This window comes from Paracoccus aestuariivivens (genome assembly GCF_009711225.1).
GTDB classification, from domain to species: domain Bacteria; phylum Pseudomonadota; class Alphaproteobacteria; order Rhodobacterales; family Rhodobacteraceae; genus Paracoccus; species Paracoccus aestuariivivens.
This window is the reverse complement of the sequence record NZ_WMIE01000001.1, coordinates 199,434-216,644: the sequence shown is the minus strand read 5'-3', so window position 1 is coordinate 216,644 and position 17,211 is coordinate 199,434. Positions and strand designations below refer to the sequence as shown.

The 17,211-nt window shown below is 62.1% G+C and carries 19 protein-coding genes; all 19 read left to right on the top strand.

What is annotated here, in order from left to right:
- Window positions 1–69: 69 nt before the first annotated feature.
- The 19 genes from GL286_RS01115 (at window position 70) to GL286_RS01025 (ending at window position 17,198) form a co-directional block, all read left to right on the top strand.
- Window positions 70–507 (top strand): P27 family phage terminase small subunit, encoded by a 438-nt coding sequence (locus tag GL286_RS01115; RefSeq protein ID WP_155093708.1) that lies wholly within the window; start codon window positions 70–72, stop codon window positions 505–507.
- On the top strand, window positions 494–2,155 hold the full coding sequence (locus GL286_RS01110; RefSeq protein ID WP_155093707.1) for a terminase large subunit: 1,662 nt from the start codon (window positions 494–496) through the stop codon (window positions 2,153–2,155). The genes GL286_RS01115 and GL286_RS01110 overlap by 14 nt, the downstream gene beginning before the upstream one ends.
- A complete protein-coding gene (locus tag GL286_RS01105; RefSeq protein WP_155093706.1) occupies window positions 2,152–3,429 on the top strand; it encodes a phage portal protein in 1,278 nt (425 codons plus the stop codon). The genes GL286_RS01110 and GL286_RS01105 overlap by 4 nt, the downstream gene beginning before the upstream one ends.
- Window positions 3,419–4,318, top strand: coding sequence for a S49 family peptidase (locus GL286_RS01100; RefSeq protein ID WP_155093705.1), 900 nt, complete (start codon window positions 3,419–3,421; stop codon window positions 4,316–4,318). Before GL286_RS01105 ends, GL286_RS01100 begins: the two co-directional genes overlap by 11 nt.
- Before the next feature lie 80 nt (window positions 4,319–4,398).
- Window positions 4,399–5,715: a phage major capsid protein gene (locus tag GL286_RS01095; RefSeq protein ID WP_155093704.1), complete on the top strand. Its 1,317-nt coding sequence runs from the start codon at window positions 4,399–4,401 to the stop codon at window positions 5,713–5,715.
- Between the two features lie 58 nt (window positions 5,716–5,773).
- Window positions 5,774–6,220 (top strand): hypothetical protein, encoded by a 447-nt coding sequence (locus tag GL286_RS01090; RefSeq protein WP_155093703.1) that lies wholly within the window; start codon window positions 5,774–5,776, stop codon window positions 6,218–6,220.
- A gap of 6 nt (window positions 6,221–6,226) precedes the next feature.
- Window positions 6,227–6,730, top strand: coding sequence for a hypothetical protein (locus GL286_RS01085; protein WP_155093702.1), 504 nt, complete (start codon window positions 6,227–6,229; stop codon window positions 6,728–6,730).
- Window positions 6,730–7,071 (top strand): head-tail adaptor protein, encoded by a 342-nt coding sequence (locus GL286_RS01080; protein ID WP_170295003.1) that lies wholly within the window; start codon window positions 6,730–6,732, stop codon window positions 7,069–7,071. Before GL286_RS01085 ends, GL286_RS01080 begins: the two co-directional genes overlap by 1 nt.
- A complete protein-coding gene (locus tag GL286_RS01075; protein ID WP_246184796.1) occupies window positions 7,071–7,586 on the top strand; it encodes an HK97-gp10 family putative phage morphogenesis protein in 516 nt (171 codons plus the stop codon). Before GL286_RS01080 ends, GL286_RS01075 begins: the two co-directional genes overlap by 1 nt.
- Window positions 7,587–7,591: 5 nt before the next feature.
- Window positions 7,592–7,981, top strand: a complete 390-nt coding sequence (locus GL286_RS01070) for a DUF3168 domain-containing protein (RefSeq protein WP_170295002.1) — start codon at window positions 7,592–7,594, stop codon at window positions 7,979–7,981.
- Window positions 7,974–8,450: a phage tail protein gene (locus GL286_RS01065; protein ID WP_155093699.1), complete on the top strand. Its 477-nt coding sequence runs from the start codon at window positions 7,974–7,976 to the stop codon at window positions 8,448–8,450. The genes GL286_RS01070 and GL286_RS01065 overlap by 8 nt, the downstream gene beginning before the upstream one ends.
- Window positions 8,451–8,452: 2 nt before the next feature.
- Entirely contained in the window at window positions 8,453–8,806 is a 354-nt protein-coding gene (locus tag GL286_RS01060; protein ID WP_155093698.1) for a hypothetical protein, read from the top strand.
- Between the two features lie 89 nt (window positions 8,807–8,895).
- Window positions 8,896–9,090, top strand: coding sequence for a hypothetical protein (locus GL286_RS01055; protein ID WP_155093697.1), 195 nt, complete (start codon window positions 8,896–8,898; stop codon window positions 9,088–9,090).
- A 34-nt stretch (window positions 9,091–9,124) separates the two neighbouring features.
- Window positions 9,125–11,431 carry a hypothetical protein gene (locus tag GL286_RS01050; protein WP_155093696.1) on the top strand — a complete coding sequence of 769 codons (2,307 nt, stop codon included), beginning with the start codon at window positions 9,125–9,127 and terminating at the stop codon, window positions 11,429–11,431.
- The gene (locus GL286_RS01045; protein WP_155093695.1) at window positions 11,431–12,117 is read left to right on the top strand and encodes a hypothetical protein; all 687 of its coding nucleotides are present in this window, start codon (window positions 11,431–11,433) and stop codon (window positions 12,115–12,117) included. The genes GL286_RS01050 and GL286_RS01045 overlap by 1 nt, the downstream gene beginning before the upstream one ends.
- On the top strand, window positions 12,114–12,728 hold the full coding sequence (locus tag GL286_RS01040) for a hypothetical protein (protein ID WP_155093694.1): 615 nt from the start codon (window positions 12,114–12,116) through the stop codon (window positions 12,726–12,728). The genes GL286_RS01045 and GL286_RS01040 overlap by 4 nt, the downstream gene beginning before the upstream one ends.
- Window positions 12,716–13,111 (top strand): hypothetical protein, encoded by a 396-nt coding sequence (locus GL286_RS01035; RefSeq protein ID WP_170295001.1) that lies wholly within the window; start codon window positions 12,716–12,718, stop codon window positions 13,109–13,111. Before GL286_RS01040 ends, GL286_RS01035 begins: the two co-directional genes overlap by 13 nt.
- Window positions 13,112–15,148, top strand: coding sequence for a phage tail protein (locus GL286_RS01030; protein ID WP_155093692.1), 2,037 nt, complete (start codon window positions 13,112–13,114; stop codon window positions 15,146–15,148). It begins immediately after the preceding gene.
- A 283-nt stretch (window positions 15,149–15,431) separates the two neighbouring features.
- Entirely contained in the window at window positions 15,432–17,198 is a 1,767-nt protein-coding gene (locus GL286_RS01025) for a hypothetical protein (protein ID WP_170295000.1), read from the top strand.
- The last annotated feature ends 13 nt before the right edge of the window (window positions 17,199–17,211 follow it).

Below are 17,211 nucleotides of genomic sequence, written 5' to 3'. Positions count from 1 at the left end.
CTCCATTTCGTGCGCGTCGATTTAGGAAAAAAAGCCCACTCTCAAATCATTCAGGCAAAGGAGATGGCGATGCGCGGAGCGAAACCGAGCCTCGATAACGTCATCCCGATGAAGGGTGAACAAACCCGCCGCGCCCCGGCTGCGCCCGAACATCTCGATGACCATGCCCGCGAGGTATGGGAACGGCTGGCCCCGGTCCTGATCAACAAGGGCCGGTTGGAGCCGGAATACGAAGACACCTTTGCCGCTTATTGCGTCATGGCAGGGCATGTCGTGGCGATGTCCCATGAAGTTGCCATGATGGGCAGCTGGTACGAGGTGCAAACCCGCAACGGCATGCAGCAGAAGCATCGCGCCTCGTGGGTTCAGCTGACGCAGGCTGTGGCAGGCATGAACCAACTTGCCGCGCGCTTCGGTCTGACGCCTGTCGATGAGGCGCGGCTGAAAGGCGGCGCGCAGGGTGATCTGTTCGCCGATCTGATGAGAAGTCTCGATGGACCCGATTGATCATCCGGTCTCGCGTTATGCGCTTGATGTGGTCGAGGGGCGCACCGTCGCGGGCGATCTGGTTCAGCTCGCCTGCAATCGTCATCTGCTGGATCTCGAAACCGGGCGCGATCGCGGGTTGTTTTTTGACTGCAAGGCAGCATCACGGGTCACGAACTTCGCCAAGCTGATCCAGCATACGACCGGTCCAAAAGGTGGCCAGCCGTTGGAGTTGGAGCCATGGCAAGTGTTTCGCCATGGCAGCGTTTTCGGTTGGAAGCGCGAGGAAGACGGTTTGCGCCGGTTCCGCAATACCTACCATCAGGTGGCGAAGAAGAACGGCAAGACCACCGATACCGCCGTGCCGATGTTGTTCACGCAGCTCTTCGATCGAGAATCCGCGCCGCAGGGTTACTGCGCGGCGACAACGCGCGATCAGGCCGGACTGCTGTTCAAGGAACTGAAACGGATGATCGCGGCTTCGCCCGCGCTCAGCCAGCTGATGAAGCCCTGGCGGACTTCGATCGAGGTGCCGCAGACCAGTGGCGAAATCAAATGCCTGTCACGCGACGGCAATACCTCGGACGGGATTAACCCGCATTTTGCGGCCCGCGATGAGGTTCACCGCTGGAATGACCGCGAGCTGGCCGAGGTTGTCGTGAACTCGATGATCGCGCGTTCGCAACCGATAGATTGGGCCATCACGACCGCCGGTGCGGACATGGTGTCGATCTGCGGCGAGTTGCGGGAATATTCGGAACAGGTGCTGCGCGGGCAGACGGTTGATGACCGGTTCTTTGCCTATGTGGCGGAGCCTCCACCGGATTGCGACATCCATGATCCGAAGGTCTGGCGCATGGCCAATCCGAATCTGGGGGTGGCCTTCAAGGAAGATGATTTCTCGGCCAAGCTTCGGGAAGCGCTCGCCATTGCGGGTCGGATGCCGAATTTTCGCCGTCTGCACCTGAATCTATGGACCGAGGGTGCGCAGTCATGGATCGAGCGCAGCGTGTGGGATATCGGGGCCGAGCCTTTCGACCCCGCCATGCTTTACGGAAAGAAAGCGTGGGTCGGGGTGGATCTCTCGAAAACCACCGACCTGACATCGATCGTGGTGGCCGTGCCGCATGATGGGCTGATCTACCTGATCTGCTACAGCTTCATCGCGGCGGGGCCGAAGGGCTTCATCCAGCGGGCGCAATCCGAGAAGCGCGAATACGTCCAGTGGCGCAATGAGGGCTGGCTGGAAGTACATAGCGGTGGCGCCATTGATGAGGACAAGGTCATCGAGCGCCTGGAAGTCATCCGGCAGATCTTCAATGTCCAGGAGGTCGCTTATGACCGATGGGGCATGAAATATGTCGCCAAGGAACTGAACCGCCGCCGCTTTCCGCTGGTCGAGCATGGGCAGGGTTACACCTCGATGTCATCGCCGATGAAGCGCTTCGAGGTGGCGATGATGAACAAGCGCCTGCGCCACAACGGCAATCCGGTGCTGGCTTGGGCCATCGGCAATGTCCACCGCGACGAGGACGCGGCAGAAAACGTCAAACCGAACAAGGCCAGATCGCGGGGGCGTATTGATCCCGCGGTCGCGGCAATCATGGCCGTCGGACGGGCCGAGGCCGCAGAAGGCAAGCGCAAGGCGCGGGAGATCGAGACGGTATGAGCATCATTGGAAGGATCTTTGCCCGCCCGGTGCAGCCGGTTCGGGTCGAGCCCAGTGTAGCGGCTCCGGTGGCCTGCGCCGATGGCCCGAGCGGCACTTCGCAACCGCGCGGCTGGATTTCCGAGGGCGGCTGGGGGGCGCAAAGCCGGGTCAAAACCTTGCCGCGCGTCTCGGCCACCCTCGCCCAGCGGCACGCCACGGTTTTTTCCTGCTGTAATGTCATCGCGGGCGATCTCGCCAAGATCCCGCTGAAGCTTTACCAGCGCCGCGAAGACGGACAGGAAGACCGGCTGCGAGACCATCCCGCCGCCTATCTGCTGAATGTCGAAAGCGCGCCCGGTATTCCTGCCATCGTGTCGCGCTATGCGCTGGCCTATACCTTTGCCTTGCGCGGAAATGCTTTTGCCTACGCGCCGCGCGACGGCGGCGGCGAGTTGGAGTTGCTGGACGTTCTGAATCCGGATGCGGTCTCGGTGCTGAAATCGGGTCGCGAACGGTTCTACGATATCGAGGACGGGGCCGGAGTGCTGCGCCGTTCCCCGTCGCGCACCATCCTGCATTTGCGCTACATGGCGCTGGATGGCTGGACCGGGCGCTCTCCGCTCGAGGTGGCGGCGGAGAGCATCGGCCTCGCTCTGGCCGGGCAGGAATCGGCGGCGCGCACCGTCTCGGGAACCTCGATCCGCGCCTATATCAACATGGAAGACACATACGAGGACGATGAGGCCTATCGGCGCAATGCCCGGCGGGTGCGCGCTGCCATCGAAGACCCTGAGGCCAATGGCTTGCCCCTCCTCGGCATGAACGACAAGATCCAGCGACTTGATCTTTCCGCCGCCGAGCAGGAATTGCTGGCGGCGCGGCGCTTCGACCGGGAACAGATTGCCTCGGTCTACCGGGTGCCGCCGACCAAGTTGCAGATCCTCGAATACGGGGTGAAGGCCAATGCCGAACAGGCGGCCATCGACTACCTGACCGACTGCCTGCTGCATTGGGGCAAGCAGCTCGAGGACCAATATGCACTGTCGCTGCTGACCCAGCGCGAGCGGGAAGGCGGCATGTTCTTCCGCCATGATTTCGACACGCTGCTGCGCCCGACGACCAAGGAACGCTACGAGGCCATGGCCAAGGCGGTCGGCGGGCCGTTCATCTCGCCCAATGAGGCACGGGTGAAGGAGGGTTGGCAGCCGAAACCAGGCGGCGACGACCTCTATCCACCGCCGAACATGACCCGCAGCGAAAACCAGACAAAGGATGAGCAAGATGCGGAATAGCGTCATGTCGATGTTTTCCGGCGCGCCGGCGGCGGTCGCGGTGGATTTCGCCCGCGACCTTCTGGCGATGGATCTGCCGCAGGTCGATGCGCGAGGGGGTCAGCCGGTGGCGGCGGCTGTCGAGCGTTTCACCGTGCAGCGCGGCATCGCCGTGGTGCCGGTACGTGGCATCCTCACCCCGAACAGTGCTGTTCTGGAACGCTGGTTCGGCTGGTCAACCTATTTCGGCATTGCCGATGCACTGGCTGAATTGTCAGGCCGAGCCGATGTCTCGGCCATTGTCCTCGATATCGACAGCCCCGGCGGCACGGTGACCGGATGCGAAGGGGCCGCCGCCGCCGTCTCGGCCGCCGGTGCGGTGAAGCCGGTTCATGCCTTGGCCGCACCACTCGCCGCCTCGGCCGCTTATTGGATCGGATCGCAGGCCAGCACGCTGGCGGTGATCCCCGGTGGCGTCGTCGGATCGATCGGCGTGGCCATGGTCGCGTACAGCATCGTCGGGCCGGACAACTGGGGCGAGCAACAATATGCGCTGACCTCCAGCCACGCCCGCGCCAAGCGCCCTGATCCGGGCACAGAGGAAGGTATGACCGAGTTGCGCCGCTCGCTCGATGAGTATGAGGCGGTGTTTCATGCAGCCGTTGCCTCGGGTCGCGGCATGGCTCTAGACGATCTTCCGGCCCGCCTGTCGGTCACTGCCGATCCGCGTGATGGCGGCGCGGTCTTTCGGGGGCAGGACGCCATTGCGCGCGGTCTGGCCGATACGGTCGAAACCAGAAGCGGCTTTTACGCCCGGCTGTTCGAGACTTACGGCGCGAGCAACCGGACTTCGACGCGGGCGCAGTTCAGGGCGCGCGCCGCTGCCGCGATGGCCGCTACCGAGGCCTGACATCAGTTCCCCCACCTGCCGGTCGCGGCAGGGGTTCCCGGCCGCGCCATCGAGCGCGGCTTTTTCATAGGAGACGCCCGATGGCGAAACTTGACGACCTCCGCCGCGACCGCAAGGCCGCTGCCACCGCCCTGCAGGCCGCCGCCGATGCGATCACCGCACTGGAAGACGCAGGCACTGCGACCGATGCCGAGGCCCATATCGCTGCCGTCGCGGATTTTGAGAAAGCGCAGGCTAGCTTCGATCAGTTGAACGCAAGCGTGAAGCGGGCCGAATCTGCCGAGGCGGCCGCCGCTGCCGCTGCCGTGGGCGATCAAGGCAACCAGCCCGGCGCGTCCCGTCCGGCTCAACCGCACAACCCGGCCGAGAAGGGCGTCGCCCTCGGCTTCGTCGTCCATGCCTTGGCCCGCAACAAAGGCGATCGTGACAAGGCCGTGGCCTATCTCGATGCCGAGGGTCATTCGGGCATCTCGGCGGCACTTTCCGGTGCGACCGATGCCGCAGGCGGCGTAACGGTGCCGCGCCCGATGGCGGCGGAACTGATCGAATTGCTGCGCCCGCGCGTCGTCGTGCGCGCTGCCGGTGCCCGCACCTTCCCGATGCCCGCCGGACAGGTTCGTCACGCCAAGCAGCTGGCCTCGGCGACGGCCAGCTATACGGCTGAAAACGGCCAGATCGGTGCGAGCGAGCCGACCTTCGACAAGCTGGATCAGTCGTTCAAGAAGCTGACCGGTCTGGTTCCGGTCGGCAATTCCCTGCTGCGCCATTCCAGCTTTGCCATGGCCCAGATGGTGCGTGACGACCTCTTGAAGGTCATGGCGCAACGCGAGGATCTGGCCTTCATCCGTGGCGATGGCACCGCGAATACGCCGAGGGGCATTCGCAACTGGCTGGTGGCCGGAAACTGGACCGCCGCCCTGAACTCGGGCGTTGCTGCGACGGCGGCTGCAGCCGAGGTCGCGCTGCGCCGCGTTGTCTCGCGCGTCGAGGACGCTAATGTGACATTGACCAATCCCGGCTGGATCATGCGCGCCTCGGCCAAGAGCTTCCTCGCCTCGCTCAAGGATGCGAACGGCAATCCGCTGTTCCCGTCGATCGAGGCCAGTGGGCGGCTGCTGGGCGCACCGATCCACACCACGTCGCAGATCGCGAACAACCTCGCCACAGCGGCGGATGAGACCGAAATCTATTTCGGCGAGTTCTCGGAGGCGATGATTGGCGACAGCATGGATCTGACGCTGACTGTGGACTCCAGCGCCAGCTACTACGATGGCACCAACTGGATCAGCGCGTTCCAGAACGACCTGACCCTGATGCGCGCGATCTCCGAGCATGACTTCGCCCTCGAGCATGACGTGGCCTTTGCGGGCTTCAACGCCAAGGGCTGGTCGCTCTGATCCCTGGCGCGGGTGATATCGCCCGCGCCTTTTCCCCCTCATTTGTGGAACTGCATGCATGGCACGGAAAATTGCCCTGACCTTTCTGCGCGGTTGGTCGCGCTACAATGCCGGAGAAATTGCCGGGTTCGATGCCGATCAGGCCGAGGCGCTGATCGACCAGGGAATTGCCGAAAAAGCCCCCGATCAGCCCGAGGCTGGTGATCGCGTGATCGCCTCCATCTTGATCGATCCGCGCGACACCGATGCCTTCAAGGAGGCCAGTGCCGAAATCGAACGCGCCGCGCAGGACCTCATTGACCGCGAGGCGGATCTTGCTGCCCGCGAAGCTGATCTGGAAGCGCGCGCCTTGGATCTGGACCGGCGCGAGGCCGCACTGAAGGTTGATCCCGTGGCCGCGCCCACGGAGCCTGCAGAGGTGGTCGATGCCGATGGCGTGGTCACCGAGGCCAAGGCGGAACCGGCTGCAACCGGCAAGGCGGTTCTGCCCAAGCAAGGCCGCTGATCGGTCATGCGCATCATCGACGCGCCGGACGATCTGCCGGTCACCGTCAAGGAGTTGGCCGAGCAGCTTCATTTCGACGAAGCCGACGCCATGGTCTTTGACCAGCTGATCGCCGCTGCGACCGATGTGATCGAAACGGCGACCAATCATCCGATTCAACCACGTGTGGTCGAGATCGATCTGCCCGAGGGTTGCTGGTCGGAATTCTGGCTGCCCTGCGCACCGGCGATCGAGCTGGTCGGGGTGACCAGCGGGCGGTTGGTTCGCCCCTTCAATGAGCCACGGTTCATCCGCGAAGACTATGTCGGTGACACATTGCAGGTGCGGGTCGGTCATGCCGATCCACGTACCATCCCGGACCGCCTGCGCCGTGCCATCATCCTTCTGGTCAAGGAATGGCACGCCTCGGACATCACCGTAGAGGAAGCCTATACCCGACCGTCGCTGAGCTTCGGATTTCACCAGATCATGCGGCAGTCGCGGTACCGCCGCCCATGCGAGGTGCGCTGATGGCAAGGCTTGATCAGCGGATCCAGTTCCGCCGCGCCCGCATCAGGGATGACGGCTTCAGCGCGGATCGGGTCTGGAATGCCGCCAATCCGGCATCGGACAATCATGGGCCGCCGGTTTGGGCCGGAGTCGAGTTTCTGTCCGAGGCAGAGCGGGCGGCTGCAGGATGGGTCGAGGCCAGCCGGACCTGTCGTTTCGTGATCCGGTCTGGCGCTTTCTCGCGCGGGATCACTGCAACGGATCGGCTGGTCTGGCGCGGGGCAGTCTATGACATCGCCGGGGTTCACGATCTCGGCCGCCGCAACCTTCTGGAAATCACCGCAACCGCAAGGGTGGATTGATGGCAAATTCGTCGCGGATGAATATTCAGGGGCTGGCTGATCTGGAGAAGGCATTAGACAACCTCTCCAAGTCGGTGAATCGCTCCGTTCTGCGGAAATCCCTGCGTAAGGCTGCTGGGCCGATGCGCGACATGGCGAAGTCACTGGCGCCGGTCGATGATGGCGAGTTGCGCGATTCCGTCATCATCGGCGGCCTGCTGAATAAGAGCCAGAAGAGCAAGCACCGCAAGCTTACGGCTGATGAGCGGTCTTCCATCGAGCTGTTTGTCGGTCCTTCCTACAAACTGGGCGCAGGGGGGCGTCATGGCCATCTGGTCGAATTCGGCACCGAGCCGCATATCGTCGGCGGCGTGTTTGCTGGCGCGCAACATCCGGGCACGGCGCCCCAGCCGTTCATGCGGCCCGCTTTCGATGCGGAGGCTCGGCCGACCGTCGACAGGCTCGCGCCGCTTCTATGGGCGGAGATCGAGGCGGCAATCAAGCGTCAGGCGAAACGGAACGGCTGGGAGGCTTGAGCGCGATGGAAGAAGAGTTTCGCGCGTTGCTGACGACTTCATCAGCGGTGATGGCGCTGGTTGCGCCTGCAAACATCAATTGGGGTGAGGTGCCGCAAGGCGCTCGACCGCCCGCAATCGCGCTGCATCTGATCGATAATGTCGATGGTCTGACCCAGCAGGGGCCGGACGGTCTGTGGCAGGGTCGGGTACAGGTCGATGTTTACGATCTGACCTTCGGCGGCGCGACGATTGTGGCACGGGCGGTGCGAGATGTGCTGCACGGCTATCGCGCCGGCGGCTTTCGTCTCATCTCGCTGTCGCAGCAACGCAGCAACAAAAACCAGCAGGCGGTGGACCGCCCGTACTGGATTTCGATGGACTTCATCACGAACTGGAGAAACGCCAATGCCTGAACGCCGTTCAGAGGCCGATGTCAGCTGGGACGATCAGTTGTGGATCGGTCGCTTCGCTGCTGGCAGCACCACAGCCACCTTCACCCAGATTTTCGGCGTCGAGACCCTGCCGATGCCTGAGCGTGCCCCTGAGGATCAGGACGTCACGCACCAGCAATCGCCGGGCCGCTCGCGCGAGACCAAGCCGGGTCTGATGGCCGCAGCGGATTACTCGATCGACAAACAGCTTTGGGCCGCTGATGAGGGCGACACCATGCTGGATGAGTTGGCTGGGTTGACCGAAGCCGGGACCGAAGAACATATCCTGGTTGAAATGGTCGTCGCCGGGCTGCGCCGCACCTATCGTGGCTATGTCAACGCCTTCACGCCGACCGGGGCGGTCGGCGAAAAGCGCATGTCCACCGTGGCATTCAAGATATTCAACCGCGTCACGCCGAACCCGCGTGTCGTGCCGCCGGTGGGTGGCTGATCATGGCAAATATTCGTGGTGACCTGCGCCTGAAGGCAAACGGCGAGGACTATCGTCTGTCATTGGGTATGAGCGTTCTGGCCGATCTGCAGGCGGAATTCGGCAACGACTTCTTCAATCAGCTGGAGGCTCCGGCTGATGCTCCGGAAAACTGGATGCCGCCGCTCAAGATTGTGCAGGCCATGTTCCTTGGTGCCTTGCAGCGCCATCATGCCGATGTGGCTGACAGATGGTTGGTGGATGATCTTCTGGCCCAGAATGAAGGCGCGTTTGATCGCTTGATGACGGAAAGCAGCCCTGACGCGGATCCTGAGCCCGCGGGAAAGCCGAAAGCGCCGAAGCCGCGTCGGCGCTAGATATCGGGGCGGCCTATCGGCAGTATCTGCGCCTCGGCCTTGATCCCGCCCGCTTCTGGGATCTGACGCCCCGGCTGCTGCATCTGGAAATGGAAGGTGCGGATCTGCGTGACCGGCGCGATCGTGAGCTGGTCTGGTTCGGCGCGATGCTGCCCCATCTGGAAAGGGTCATCCAGCTGCCGGAGTTTCTGGGCGAAAAGCCTGATCGTGCCGAGCGGGCAAAGATGTTCCACGCAGAATGGGACAGGATCGACCGGGCCTTGGCCCGTCATGCCGGGCAGTGATCTGCCCGGTCTTTTTTAATGCCTGAGGTGGATCATGGTCGCATCGGTCATCGGCGCATTGCGCGTCAATCTTGGTCTCGACAGCGCCCAGTTCTCGCGCGGTCTTAGCCAGTCCAGCAGCAAGCTGACCCGCTTCGCTGCGGCTGCTGGAAAAATCGCCGCAGGCATGGTTGCGTCATTCGGAACCGCGATGACCGCGATGGGTGTGGGCGCAGTGCAAGCAGGTGCCGAGATCGACCGTCTGTCGCAGGTCGCCAATACCCTGCCTGAGCAGTTCCAGCGCTGGAGCGCGGGTGCGAAATCGGTAGGTATCGAGCAAGAAAAGCTGGGCGATATCCTGAAGGACGTGAACGATCGAGTCGGCGATTTCGTCCAGACGGGCGGCGGGCCGATGGCGGATTTCTTCGAGAAGATCGCCCCGAAAATAGGTGTCACCGCACAGCAGTTCCGCAACCTCTCGGGTGCGGATGCAATGCAGCTTTATGTGTCGTCGCTGGAAAAGGCCAACGTCAACCAGCAGGACTTTACCTTCTACATGGAGGCCATGGCCTCTGACAGCACCCTGCTGCTGCCACTGCTGAAGAATGGCGGCAGGTTGATGCAGGAATACGGCGATCGCGCTGGGAAGATGGGTGCAATCCTGAGTGGCCCCATGCTGGCATCTCTCCGCGAGGGGAAGTCGGCGATCTCTGACATGCGGCTGGCTGTTGATGGCATGAAAAATACCATCGGCGCGCAGGCCGTGCCCGTCATCAAGATGCTCGCGGCGGCAGTGACCTCGGCGGCCATGTTCTTTCATCGGCATGCCGACGCGATTTCCAGCGGGATGCGGACGCTGGCGGGGATCGCGATCGTCGTCGCGACGGCCTTCGCGACACGCTATGCCGTTGCTGTCGGGGTCACGGCAGTGAGGGCGATGACCGCGGCGGTGGCGCAGTCAGTTGCGTTGGAAATGGCACTTGGTGCGCAATCGCTTGCAGCGGCGCGAGCTGCAGTAGCCGCAAAATCGCTTTCGCGCGGTTTCATCCTGTTGCGCGGTGCGCTGATTTCCACCGGGATCGGTGCGCTCGTCGTGGCTGCAGGGTATCTGGTCGGGAAGTTTCTTGATCTGGTGGACGCGGCAGGCGGGGTGGGCGAGGCCTTTGGCTTGCTCAAGGACATCGCGGTCGAGGTTTTCGATCGGATTGGCATCGCCTTTGACATGGTCCCGGCGGCGGTGAGTGGCGGCGTTCAGAAAATGAAGAGCGTCTTCTTCGCGGCTCTGCATGACATGCTGTCGAACTTCGCATGGTTTGTGTCGCAGATCGCCTCCGGTATGAACACGATCTTCGGGACGACGCTGAGCACTGCCGAGCCGTTTCAAGAAGCTATTGCCGGACTTAGTGCGGCCTCGTCCGAAGCATCCGATGCTGCGGGGGCAGCCGGAGAGACGCTCAGCGCGAGTTGGAACGCGGCGAGCGCGCCGCTCACGTCACTCGCGGCGCTCAACAAGACGGTTTCGGAAAGTGCGACTGAAGCGGCTTCTGCTCTTGGTTCAGATACCGGTGTTGCCGGTGCGGCTGACAAGGCTGGCGAGGCCGGCAAGAATGCCGCTGCGAAGCTAACCCCCTTACAGGATGTGATGAAGCGCCTTCGTGAAGAAAACGAAAAGCTTAAAGGCACGTTCGGGATGTCGGAAACGGAAGTGGCTGTCTGGGAAAATCTGCGCGAGGCGCAGGTCTCGGCGACCAGCGCGACCGGCCAGCAGATCGCGGCATTGACCCGCCAGAACGCCACTCTTGATGAAGCAAACCAGCGCACCCTGGACTGGCGCAATTCGATGAAGGACGTGTTTACGCAGGTCAGCACCGGCGCGATGAGCGTCAAGGATGCGCTCGCTAACATTGTCGCCAAGCTGGTCGAAATGCGCGCGGCGGCAGCATGGGACAACGCTTTCTCCAATTTTGGTGGTGGCGGTTCCTTGTTCGCCAGTATGGGCAACTTCTTCCGCGGCGGTGGCGATGCTCTGGCAGGCGCGCTGCGTGGCGCTGGCCTGCCCGCAATTCCGGGGTTTGCCAACGGCGTGAAAAACTTCTCCGGCGGCTGGGCGCAGATCAATGAACGCTCCGGTGAAATCGTCAAGCTGCCGGGCGGTTCGGATGTCGTTCCGGGTGGCCTGTCCAAGATCGTGGCACAGAAGGCCGGTGGGGCGCTGCGACCGGAATTGCAGGCATCGCAGCTGACCTTGACCGATGACGGCCGGATCTTGGCAACCATTAAGGCCTCAATCCGTCAGGAAAGTCAGCGAACCCTGTCAAAGACCCCGGAATATGTCCGGCGCAACGAAAAGATGGCGTATTGATGCAGGTCACCTTTCCGCACCTTCCCGGGCTGCGGCGATCCGAGTTTTCCTTGATCGGATTGTCGCAGGAACCGCAGGAAAGCATTTCCGGTGTCGATACGACCATACCTACCATGCGCGGGCGTTGGGCCGGATCGCTGACTCTGATTCTGCACAATGAGGCAGCCTCTCTGCAGTGGAGTGCTTTCCTTGCGCAGATGCAGGGTCGGATCGGCACCACGTTGGTGCCGGTCTTTGACAAGTACCTGCCACGGGATGCGAATGGCCAGCGCGTGCCGTTCTTCACCATTGCCAACCTGCGCGATGCCCAGACCATGGAACATTTCGGCTTCGTGAATAGCGAGTCGGTGCATGTCGTGGTCAACCGGGCTGCAGCTTTGCGCGCGACCGAGATCGAGGTCCGTTATCCCGACACGCTCGGGCTGAGACCGGGGCATCTGTTCAGTATCGCCGACCGCCTGCACCGCGTCCGTTATGTAGATCTCTCGCGCGAGACCGAGACCGGCCCGCGCTATTCCGTGCATTTCGATCCGCCGCTGCGGGAGGCTGTCGCGGCGGGCGCTGTCGTCAACATCAACCGACCAGTCTGCAGGATGCGGCTGGTCAATGAAGATGCAGGGGCGATTCCGCATGATTATGAGGGGCTTTATCCCACCGTGCAGGTGCAGTTCCGTGAGGCGCTATGACCGCGCGGGATGATCTTCTGGCAATTCCCGACGAGGTTTTGCGCAACGGCAGCATTGCGCAGGCTGCGCTGGTCCATATGGATTTTCTGGATTCGCCGCAGCGTTGGTGGACAGGCTTCGGTGATCTCGATGTTGCGGGCCACAGGTGGAAGGGTCTGGGTGACCTGATTGCGGTCAGCCCGATCGCCAGCGGCTATTCGACCTCGGCCCGGCAGGTTGACTTCACCGTAGCTGCCACGCCGGAAATGCTGGGGTTGGCTCTGAACGCCAAGGCGCGGGTACGCAACCGTGATGTCACTGTCTATCTGCAGCTTTTCGCCAATGCGACGATGGCAGGATTTACCGCTGGCGGGGGTGAGTTGATGTACGGCGACCCTATCGGATCGCCGATGTCGCTATACACCGGAACCATGCAGCGCATGCCTTATGGCGGAACGGGCACGACGCAGCGCCGCATCACCCTGGAGACCTGGGGCATCTGGCTCAAGCGCAATGCCGCTCCGCGCGGGCGCTGGACCCATGCCGATCAGCAGGCCCGTTATCCCGGGGATATCGGCTTCGAGCGCTTGCCGCTTTACGCCAACGGATACGAGACGGATTGGCGAAAATGAGGCGCGCGGCGTCAATCGACATCCCTGACATCGTCGACATGATCGAGGATCTTCGGGTTGCCGTTTCCGGTCCGGTTCCTGTTGATCGCGCATGGGTATCCCGGACACTGGCGGGATTGCTTGCCAGTGACGACGGATATGTTGCTGTAACGGGTGGTGGGTTCATCGCGGGCATTTTGCGGCCAACGATCATCAACCCGGCGCTGATCGCGCAAGAGATGGGTTGGTTCGCGCGGGATCGTTCGGGGCTCAGGCTGCTGCGCGGCTTCGAGGCCTGGGCATCCGAGCGCGGGGCAACCTTGGTTCAACTATCGACCGGCCCTGAGGGGCTGGATTTGACGCGGCTTGGATACCGGCGCGCGGAGCTGGCTTGGGTGAAATGAATGGCGATCTTTTCCTTTATTGCCGGCACGGCTGCTTGGGCGGGGATTGCCGGTGCGATCGGCACGACAGCCGCTGGTGCAATCATTGCCTTCGGCCAGAGTTTGAGCTGGTCGATCGTCGGAATGGCAATGCAGCGACGCAAGGTCGATGGCCAGACGGTGAAGGCTACAATCAGCCAGGCCGATCAGCCGCGCATCCGCGGTTGGGGCAGGCTGCTGCTTGGAGGCGTTCGTTCATTCCATGAGTCAGCGCAGGGTGAGTTGTTCCAGCTGGTCGTATGCCATCACGGTCGTGTCGATGGGCTGATCCAGTTCTGGTGGGATGGTAAGCCGGTTTCGCAGGATGCCGAAGGCAGGGTGTCCCGATACAAGCGCAGCTATTTCCGCGACGGCAGCGGCAATGGCGGAGATTATACCGCGATTCCGCCCCGCAATCTGAGCCTTTTCCCGGCACTATGGACGGCACAGCATCGGCTTGAAGGGCAGGCGACGTTTCTGACCTGCTTTGGCGATCCCTCGGATGAGGATTTCGGCAAGTATTTTCCGAATGGTCCCGGCACCAAGGTACAGGTCGAGGTGCGGGGCTCGCGGGTGCGCAACCTGCTGGGCTTCCAGCAATATACCGAGAATGCGGGTCTATGCATCCGCGACTTCATGACCCATCCGGATGGTTGGGGGTTTCCATTGTCGAAGCTGGACGATGACAGCTGGGCAAATTTTGTGACGATCTCCAGCCAAACCGTGGCCCTGAAAAATGGTGGGACAGAGCCGCGATATAGCCTCTGCGGTTTCTATGCACTGGATGAGTCGCTGAAAGATGTGACAGCACGGATGCTCTCGGTCTGCGATGCGCAGCTTTATGAGACTGCCGAGGGCAAGATCGGCATTTTGGGCGGGGCATGGTCGGTGCCCGATGTAACGATCACCGATGCCGACATTCTCGAGTTCGATCTGGGCGATGGTGACGATCCGTTGGATGCCTATAACGTTCTGAAAGGCTCGTTTGTCAGTCCGGCACACGCCTATCAGCCGATCGAGGTGCGCGAAATCGAGGATGCCGTTTCCCTGGCGAACAGCGAGGTGCGGACGGAGCAGCTTGATCTGGATATGTGTCCTTCAGGGACGCAGTTGCAGCGGCTGATGAAAATCAAGATGGCGAAGGATCGCCGAGAAATCGTTGGGACGCTGCGGACCAATCTGGTCGGTATGAAAGCGCGGTGGCCGAAAGGGAATGGCATCCACACGATCGGCGTTGTTGCGCCGGATATCGGGCTGAATGGTGTTTTTGAGGTGACCGGCCACACCTTCGACATTCCGTCCGGGTTCTGTGAAATCGGTATTGCGAGCCTCGACAATCCTTATGGCTGGCATGCCCCGACCGAGGAAACCGATCTGCCGCTGACCTATACCTCAATTCCGACGCCGGATAATCCGACTGGAAATCCGGCTGGCGCGGTGTTGACGCAAGAACGTGTGCTTGTCAGCTCGGGGGTTTATGGCGCCCAGATCGCGGTCACTGTGGATAATCCGGACCGTGAAGGGCTGCGGCTGCGGGCCGAGACTTCGCCGGGTTCGGTCGCGGATGTCAGTGATGACGGGCCGGGAGAATGGGTTGCCATGACTGGCGGGCGATTGCGGGCGAAATCGGGAATTCTTGATGACAACACCACGCACACCGTCCGCATTAAGTGGGCTGGTCGCACGGACTGGGTCAATACCGGATCGATCACGGTGCGGGCCAACGCCGAGCAGCCCGACCCGCCGACATCATTCAGCGCGGTTGCTGCTGGCGGGGTTGTGGCTCTGGATTGGGTCAATGCGGCATCGAATTTCTACCAGACGCAGATTTTCCGCAACTCCGTCAACAATTTCTCGACGGCAACGCATATCAAAACCGTGGATGGATTGGCGGGACAGGTCTCCGGCTACGACGACGATCCGCCGGGGGCTTCGGCGCTGCGATACTATTGGGCCATCACCATCAACGGTTCCGGAGTCGCGTCCGTAACGGCCGGTCCAGTGACCGCCACCGCCTGATCTCCCTGAAATCTGACTGACTCAGCCCGCCTCGCGCGGGTTTTTGTATGTGCGAGGTGCTATGCCCACGACAGCTGACATCCTTTTCCGCGATTATGTCCGCTATACCGGGGACGGATTGCCGGACGAACCGGTTGGACGCCCTGCGCCGGGAGGCGACCCACGGTCGGGAACCCATTATCCGGGCAAGCAGGATTTCCGAGAGTGGTCGAACCGGTTTGAAGGTGATTTTGCCGACCTGATCGCAGAGGCGGACGGGCGGATCGAGGCGGTTATCGACCGCGTGGACCGCACCGACCAGACGGGCCGTTGGTCGTCCAGCGTTGCGGCGCTCAAAGCGGACACATCTTTCACGCTGACGGCTGGCAGTCTCGATACTGTCGCGGTCGGGGACGTGATCCAGACCCGTATCGGCGGATACGCCTACGAGGTTGTTGCATCAGATCCGGACATCACCACCGCGGGCGGCATTATGCTGCGTGTCCTCCCTGGTGGCGGCGGGGTCGTTACCCCGCTGGCCTACGGCGCGACTGGCAACGGATTGATCGACGACGCCGACGCATTGGAACGCACCTTGCGGTCTGGTCACATAGTTTTTGGGGGGCTTGGCCGCATCTACGCTTGTGGTCGCCGCATCACCGTGACGAATGTCGAGACGCAGGTCACGGGTCTGACGATCCTGAATACGGGCGCGGGGGGTGGCGTTGATGTCAGCCTCGCGGTCCCGAAGCTGACCCGTTGGCGGGATTGTAAATTTCTCACCAACGGGCTGCTGTCTGGCACCGCCTTCAAGGTGTCGCTTGCATCTGGTGGCATTGTTGCAGCCCGACGCGACGGTTTTTTCTACTTCGAGAACCTGAACGCAGTTGGCGTGGACCAGTTCGCCCATTGCTGGACCGTGGGGTTCCACTTCCACAACACTAACATGGCGGTGATGAAAGATGTCCGCACTCACGGGCGGCGCGATCTGTCCTTTGCCAACGGCGCGTCGGCTTTCTCGTGGACGGACGGCACGACCGGCATTCTCGTCACGACCGATGACGTGGCCGAGGCTGACACCGCAACGTCAATCGAATTCTACAATGCCAACGTTCGCGCCGTTGAGCGCGGCATCGTGTTCGACGGTCCGGTCGAGGGCCTGCGCGTTATTGATAGCAAGGTTGTCGCAGCGCGGACCGGCATTATCGCTGATGTGACCTCGGACATCGCGCCGACCAATACGCAGCCGGCGCTGTGGATTCAGAACTGCCACGTAAACGCGTCGCAGTTCTGTATTACCACGACCCGCATGACCGAGGTTTTGATCAGCGGCTGCGAGTTGTACCGCTATGCTGCCGTCTGGGGGTACAATTTTTACGCGATCAGCGCCAACACCATGTCGCTGTCCACGATCCGCGACAACAAAATCCTCTGCTACCACCACCTGCGTGACGGCAGCGAGGCTGGTCTGGTTTCGTCGCCGGGAACCTTCGATGTTCTGCGATCCACCCACGTGCGCGATAACACGATCTGGCGGGCGTCCACCGGCTTCGGCTTCCTGACCGTGGCGTCAGATAACATCATGACCGACAACATGTTTATCGGCGTGGGGTCCGTCAAAGAAACCGGCTTCGGCGCTTATACTTTTGCAGGTGGGGCGACAGCTTTGGGTAACCGTATCCATGCCGCCGCGGGAGCGCAAAACTCTGTTGCTGGCGTGGCGGTCGCGGTGACGGCCTCGGCAACGGTCATCTGCACAAGCAACACGGTGACCGTCGCGCCGGGAGAGCGGTACCGCTTCGACATCGAATATCAAGCGACCAAAGGCGCCACGGCGGGGAATATCAACTTCCAGGTGGCACAGTCTGCGGGCGCAGGAGTTATCGCCTTCCCGCTAACCACGTTCATTCTCGACCGGCCCGCTGTTCCGGCTGGCGCGGGGGCGTCCGACACGGCGTCTGGGTATTTCAGCGTCAATGGCGGCGGGGCCGTAGCCCTGACGCTCTACGCGGCTTCGGCGGGGTCTAACGCGATCATCAGCGCGATCCTGCGGATCATCCGAGTCGAGTGACCCGAAAATCCTG

Excerpts from the sequence above, each read along its gene's own strand:
- GL286_RS01115 (WP_155093708.1), top strand. The coding sequence starts at position 70 with ATGCGCGGAGCGAAACCGAGCCTCGATAACGTCATCCCGATGAAGGGT.
- GL286_RS01110 (WP_155093707.1), top strand. The coding sequence starts at position 494 with ATGGACCCGATTGATCATCCGGTCTCGCGTTATGCGCTTGATGTGGTC.
- GL286_RS01105 (WP_155093706.1), top strand. The coding sequence starts at position 2,152 with ATGAGCATCATTGGAAGGATCTTTGCCCGCCCGGTGCAGCCGGTTCGG.
- GL286_RS01100 (WP_155093705.1), top strand. The coding sequence starts at position 3,419 with ATGCGGAATAGCGTCATGTCGATGTTTTCCGGCGCGCCGGCGGCGGTC.
- GL286_RS01095 (WP_155093704.1), top strand. The coding sequence starts at position 4,399 with ATGGCGAAACTTGACGACCTCCGCCGCGACCGCAAGGCCGCTGCCACC.
- GL286_RS01090 (WP_155093703.1), top strand. The coding sequence starts at position 5,774 with ATGGCACGGAAAATTGCCCTGACCTTTCTGCGCGGTTGGTCGCGCTAC.
- GL286_RS01085 (WP_155093702.1), top strand. The coding sequence starts at position 6,227 with ATGCGCATCATCGACGCGCCGGACGATCTGCCGGTCACCGTCAAGGAG.
- GL286_RS01080 (WP_170295003.1), top strand. The coding sequence starts at position 6,730 with ATGGCAAGGCTTGATCAGCGGATCCAGTTCCGCCGCGCCCGCATCAGG.
- GL286_RS01075 (WP_246184796.1), top strand. The coding sequence starts at position 7,071 with ATGGCAAATTCGTCGCGGATGAATATTCAGGGGCTGGCTGATCTGGAG.
- GL286_RS01070 (WP_170295002.1), top strand. The coding sequence starts at position 7,592 with ATGGAAGAAGAGTTTCGCGCGTTGCTGACGACTTCATCAGCGGTGATG.
- GL286_RS01065 (WP_155093699.1), top strand. The coding sequence starts at position 7,974 with ATGCCTGAACGCCGTTCAGAGGCCGATGTCAGCTGGGACGATCAGTTG.
- GL286_RS01060 (WP_155093698.1), top strand. The coding sequence starts at position 8,453 with ATGGCAAATATTCGTGGTGACCTGCGCCTGAAGGCAAACGGCGAGGAC.
- GL286_RS01055 (WP_155093697.1), top strand. The coding sequence starts at position 8,896 with ATGGAAGGTGCGGATCTGCGTGACCGGCGCGATCGTGAGCTGGTCTGG.
- GL286_RS01050 (WP_155093696.1), top strand. The coding sequence starts at position 9,125 with ATGGTCGCATCGGTCATCGGCGCATTGCGCGTCAATCTTGGTCTCGAC.
- GL286_RS01045 (WP_155093695.1), top strand. The coding sequence starts at position 11,431 with ATGCAGGTCACCTTTCCGCACCTTCCCGGGCTGCGGCGATCCGAGTTT.
- GL286_RS01040 (WP_155093694.1), top strand. The coding sequence starts at position 12,114 with ATGACCGCGCGGGATGATCTTCTGGCAATTCCCGACGAGGTTTTGCGC.
- GL286_RS01030 (WP_155093692.1), top strand. The coding sequence starts at position 13,112 with ATGGCGATCTTTTCCTTTATTGCCGGCACGGCTGCTTGGGCGGGGATT.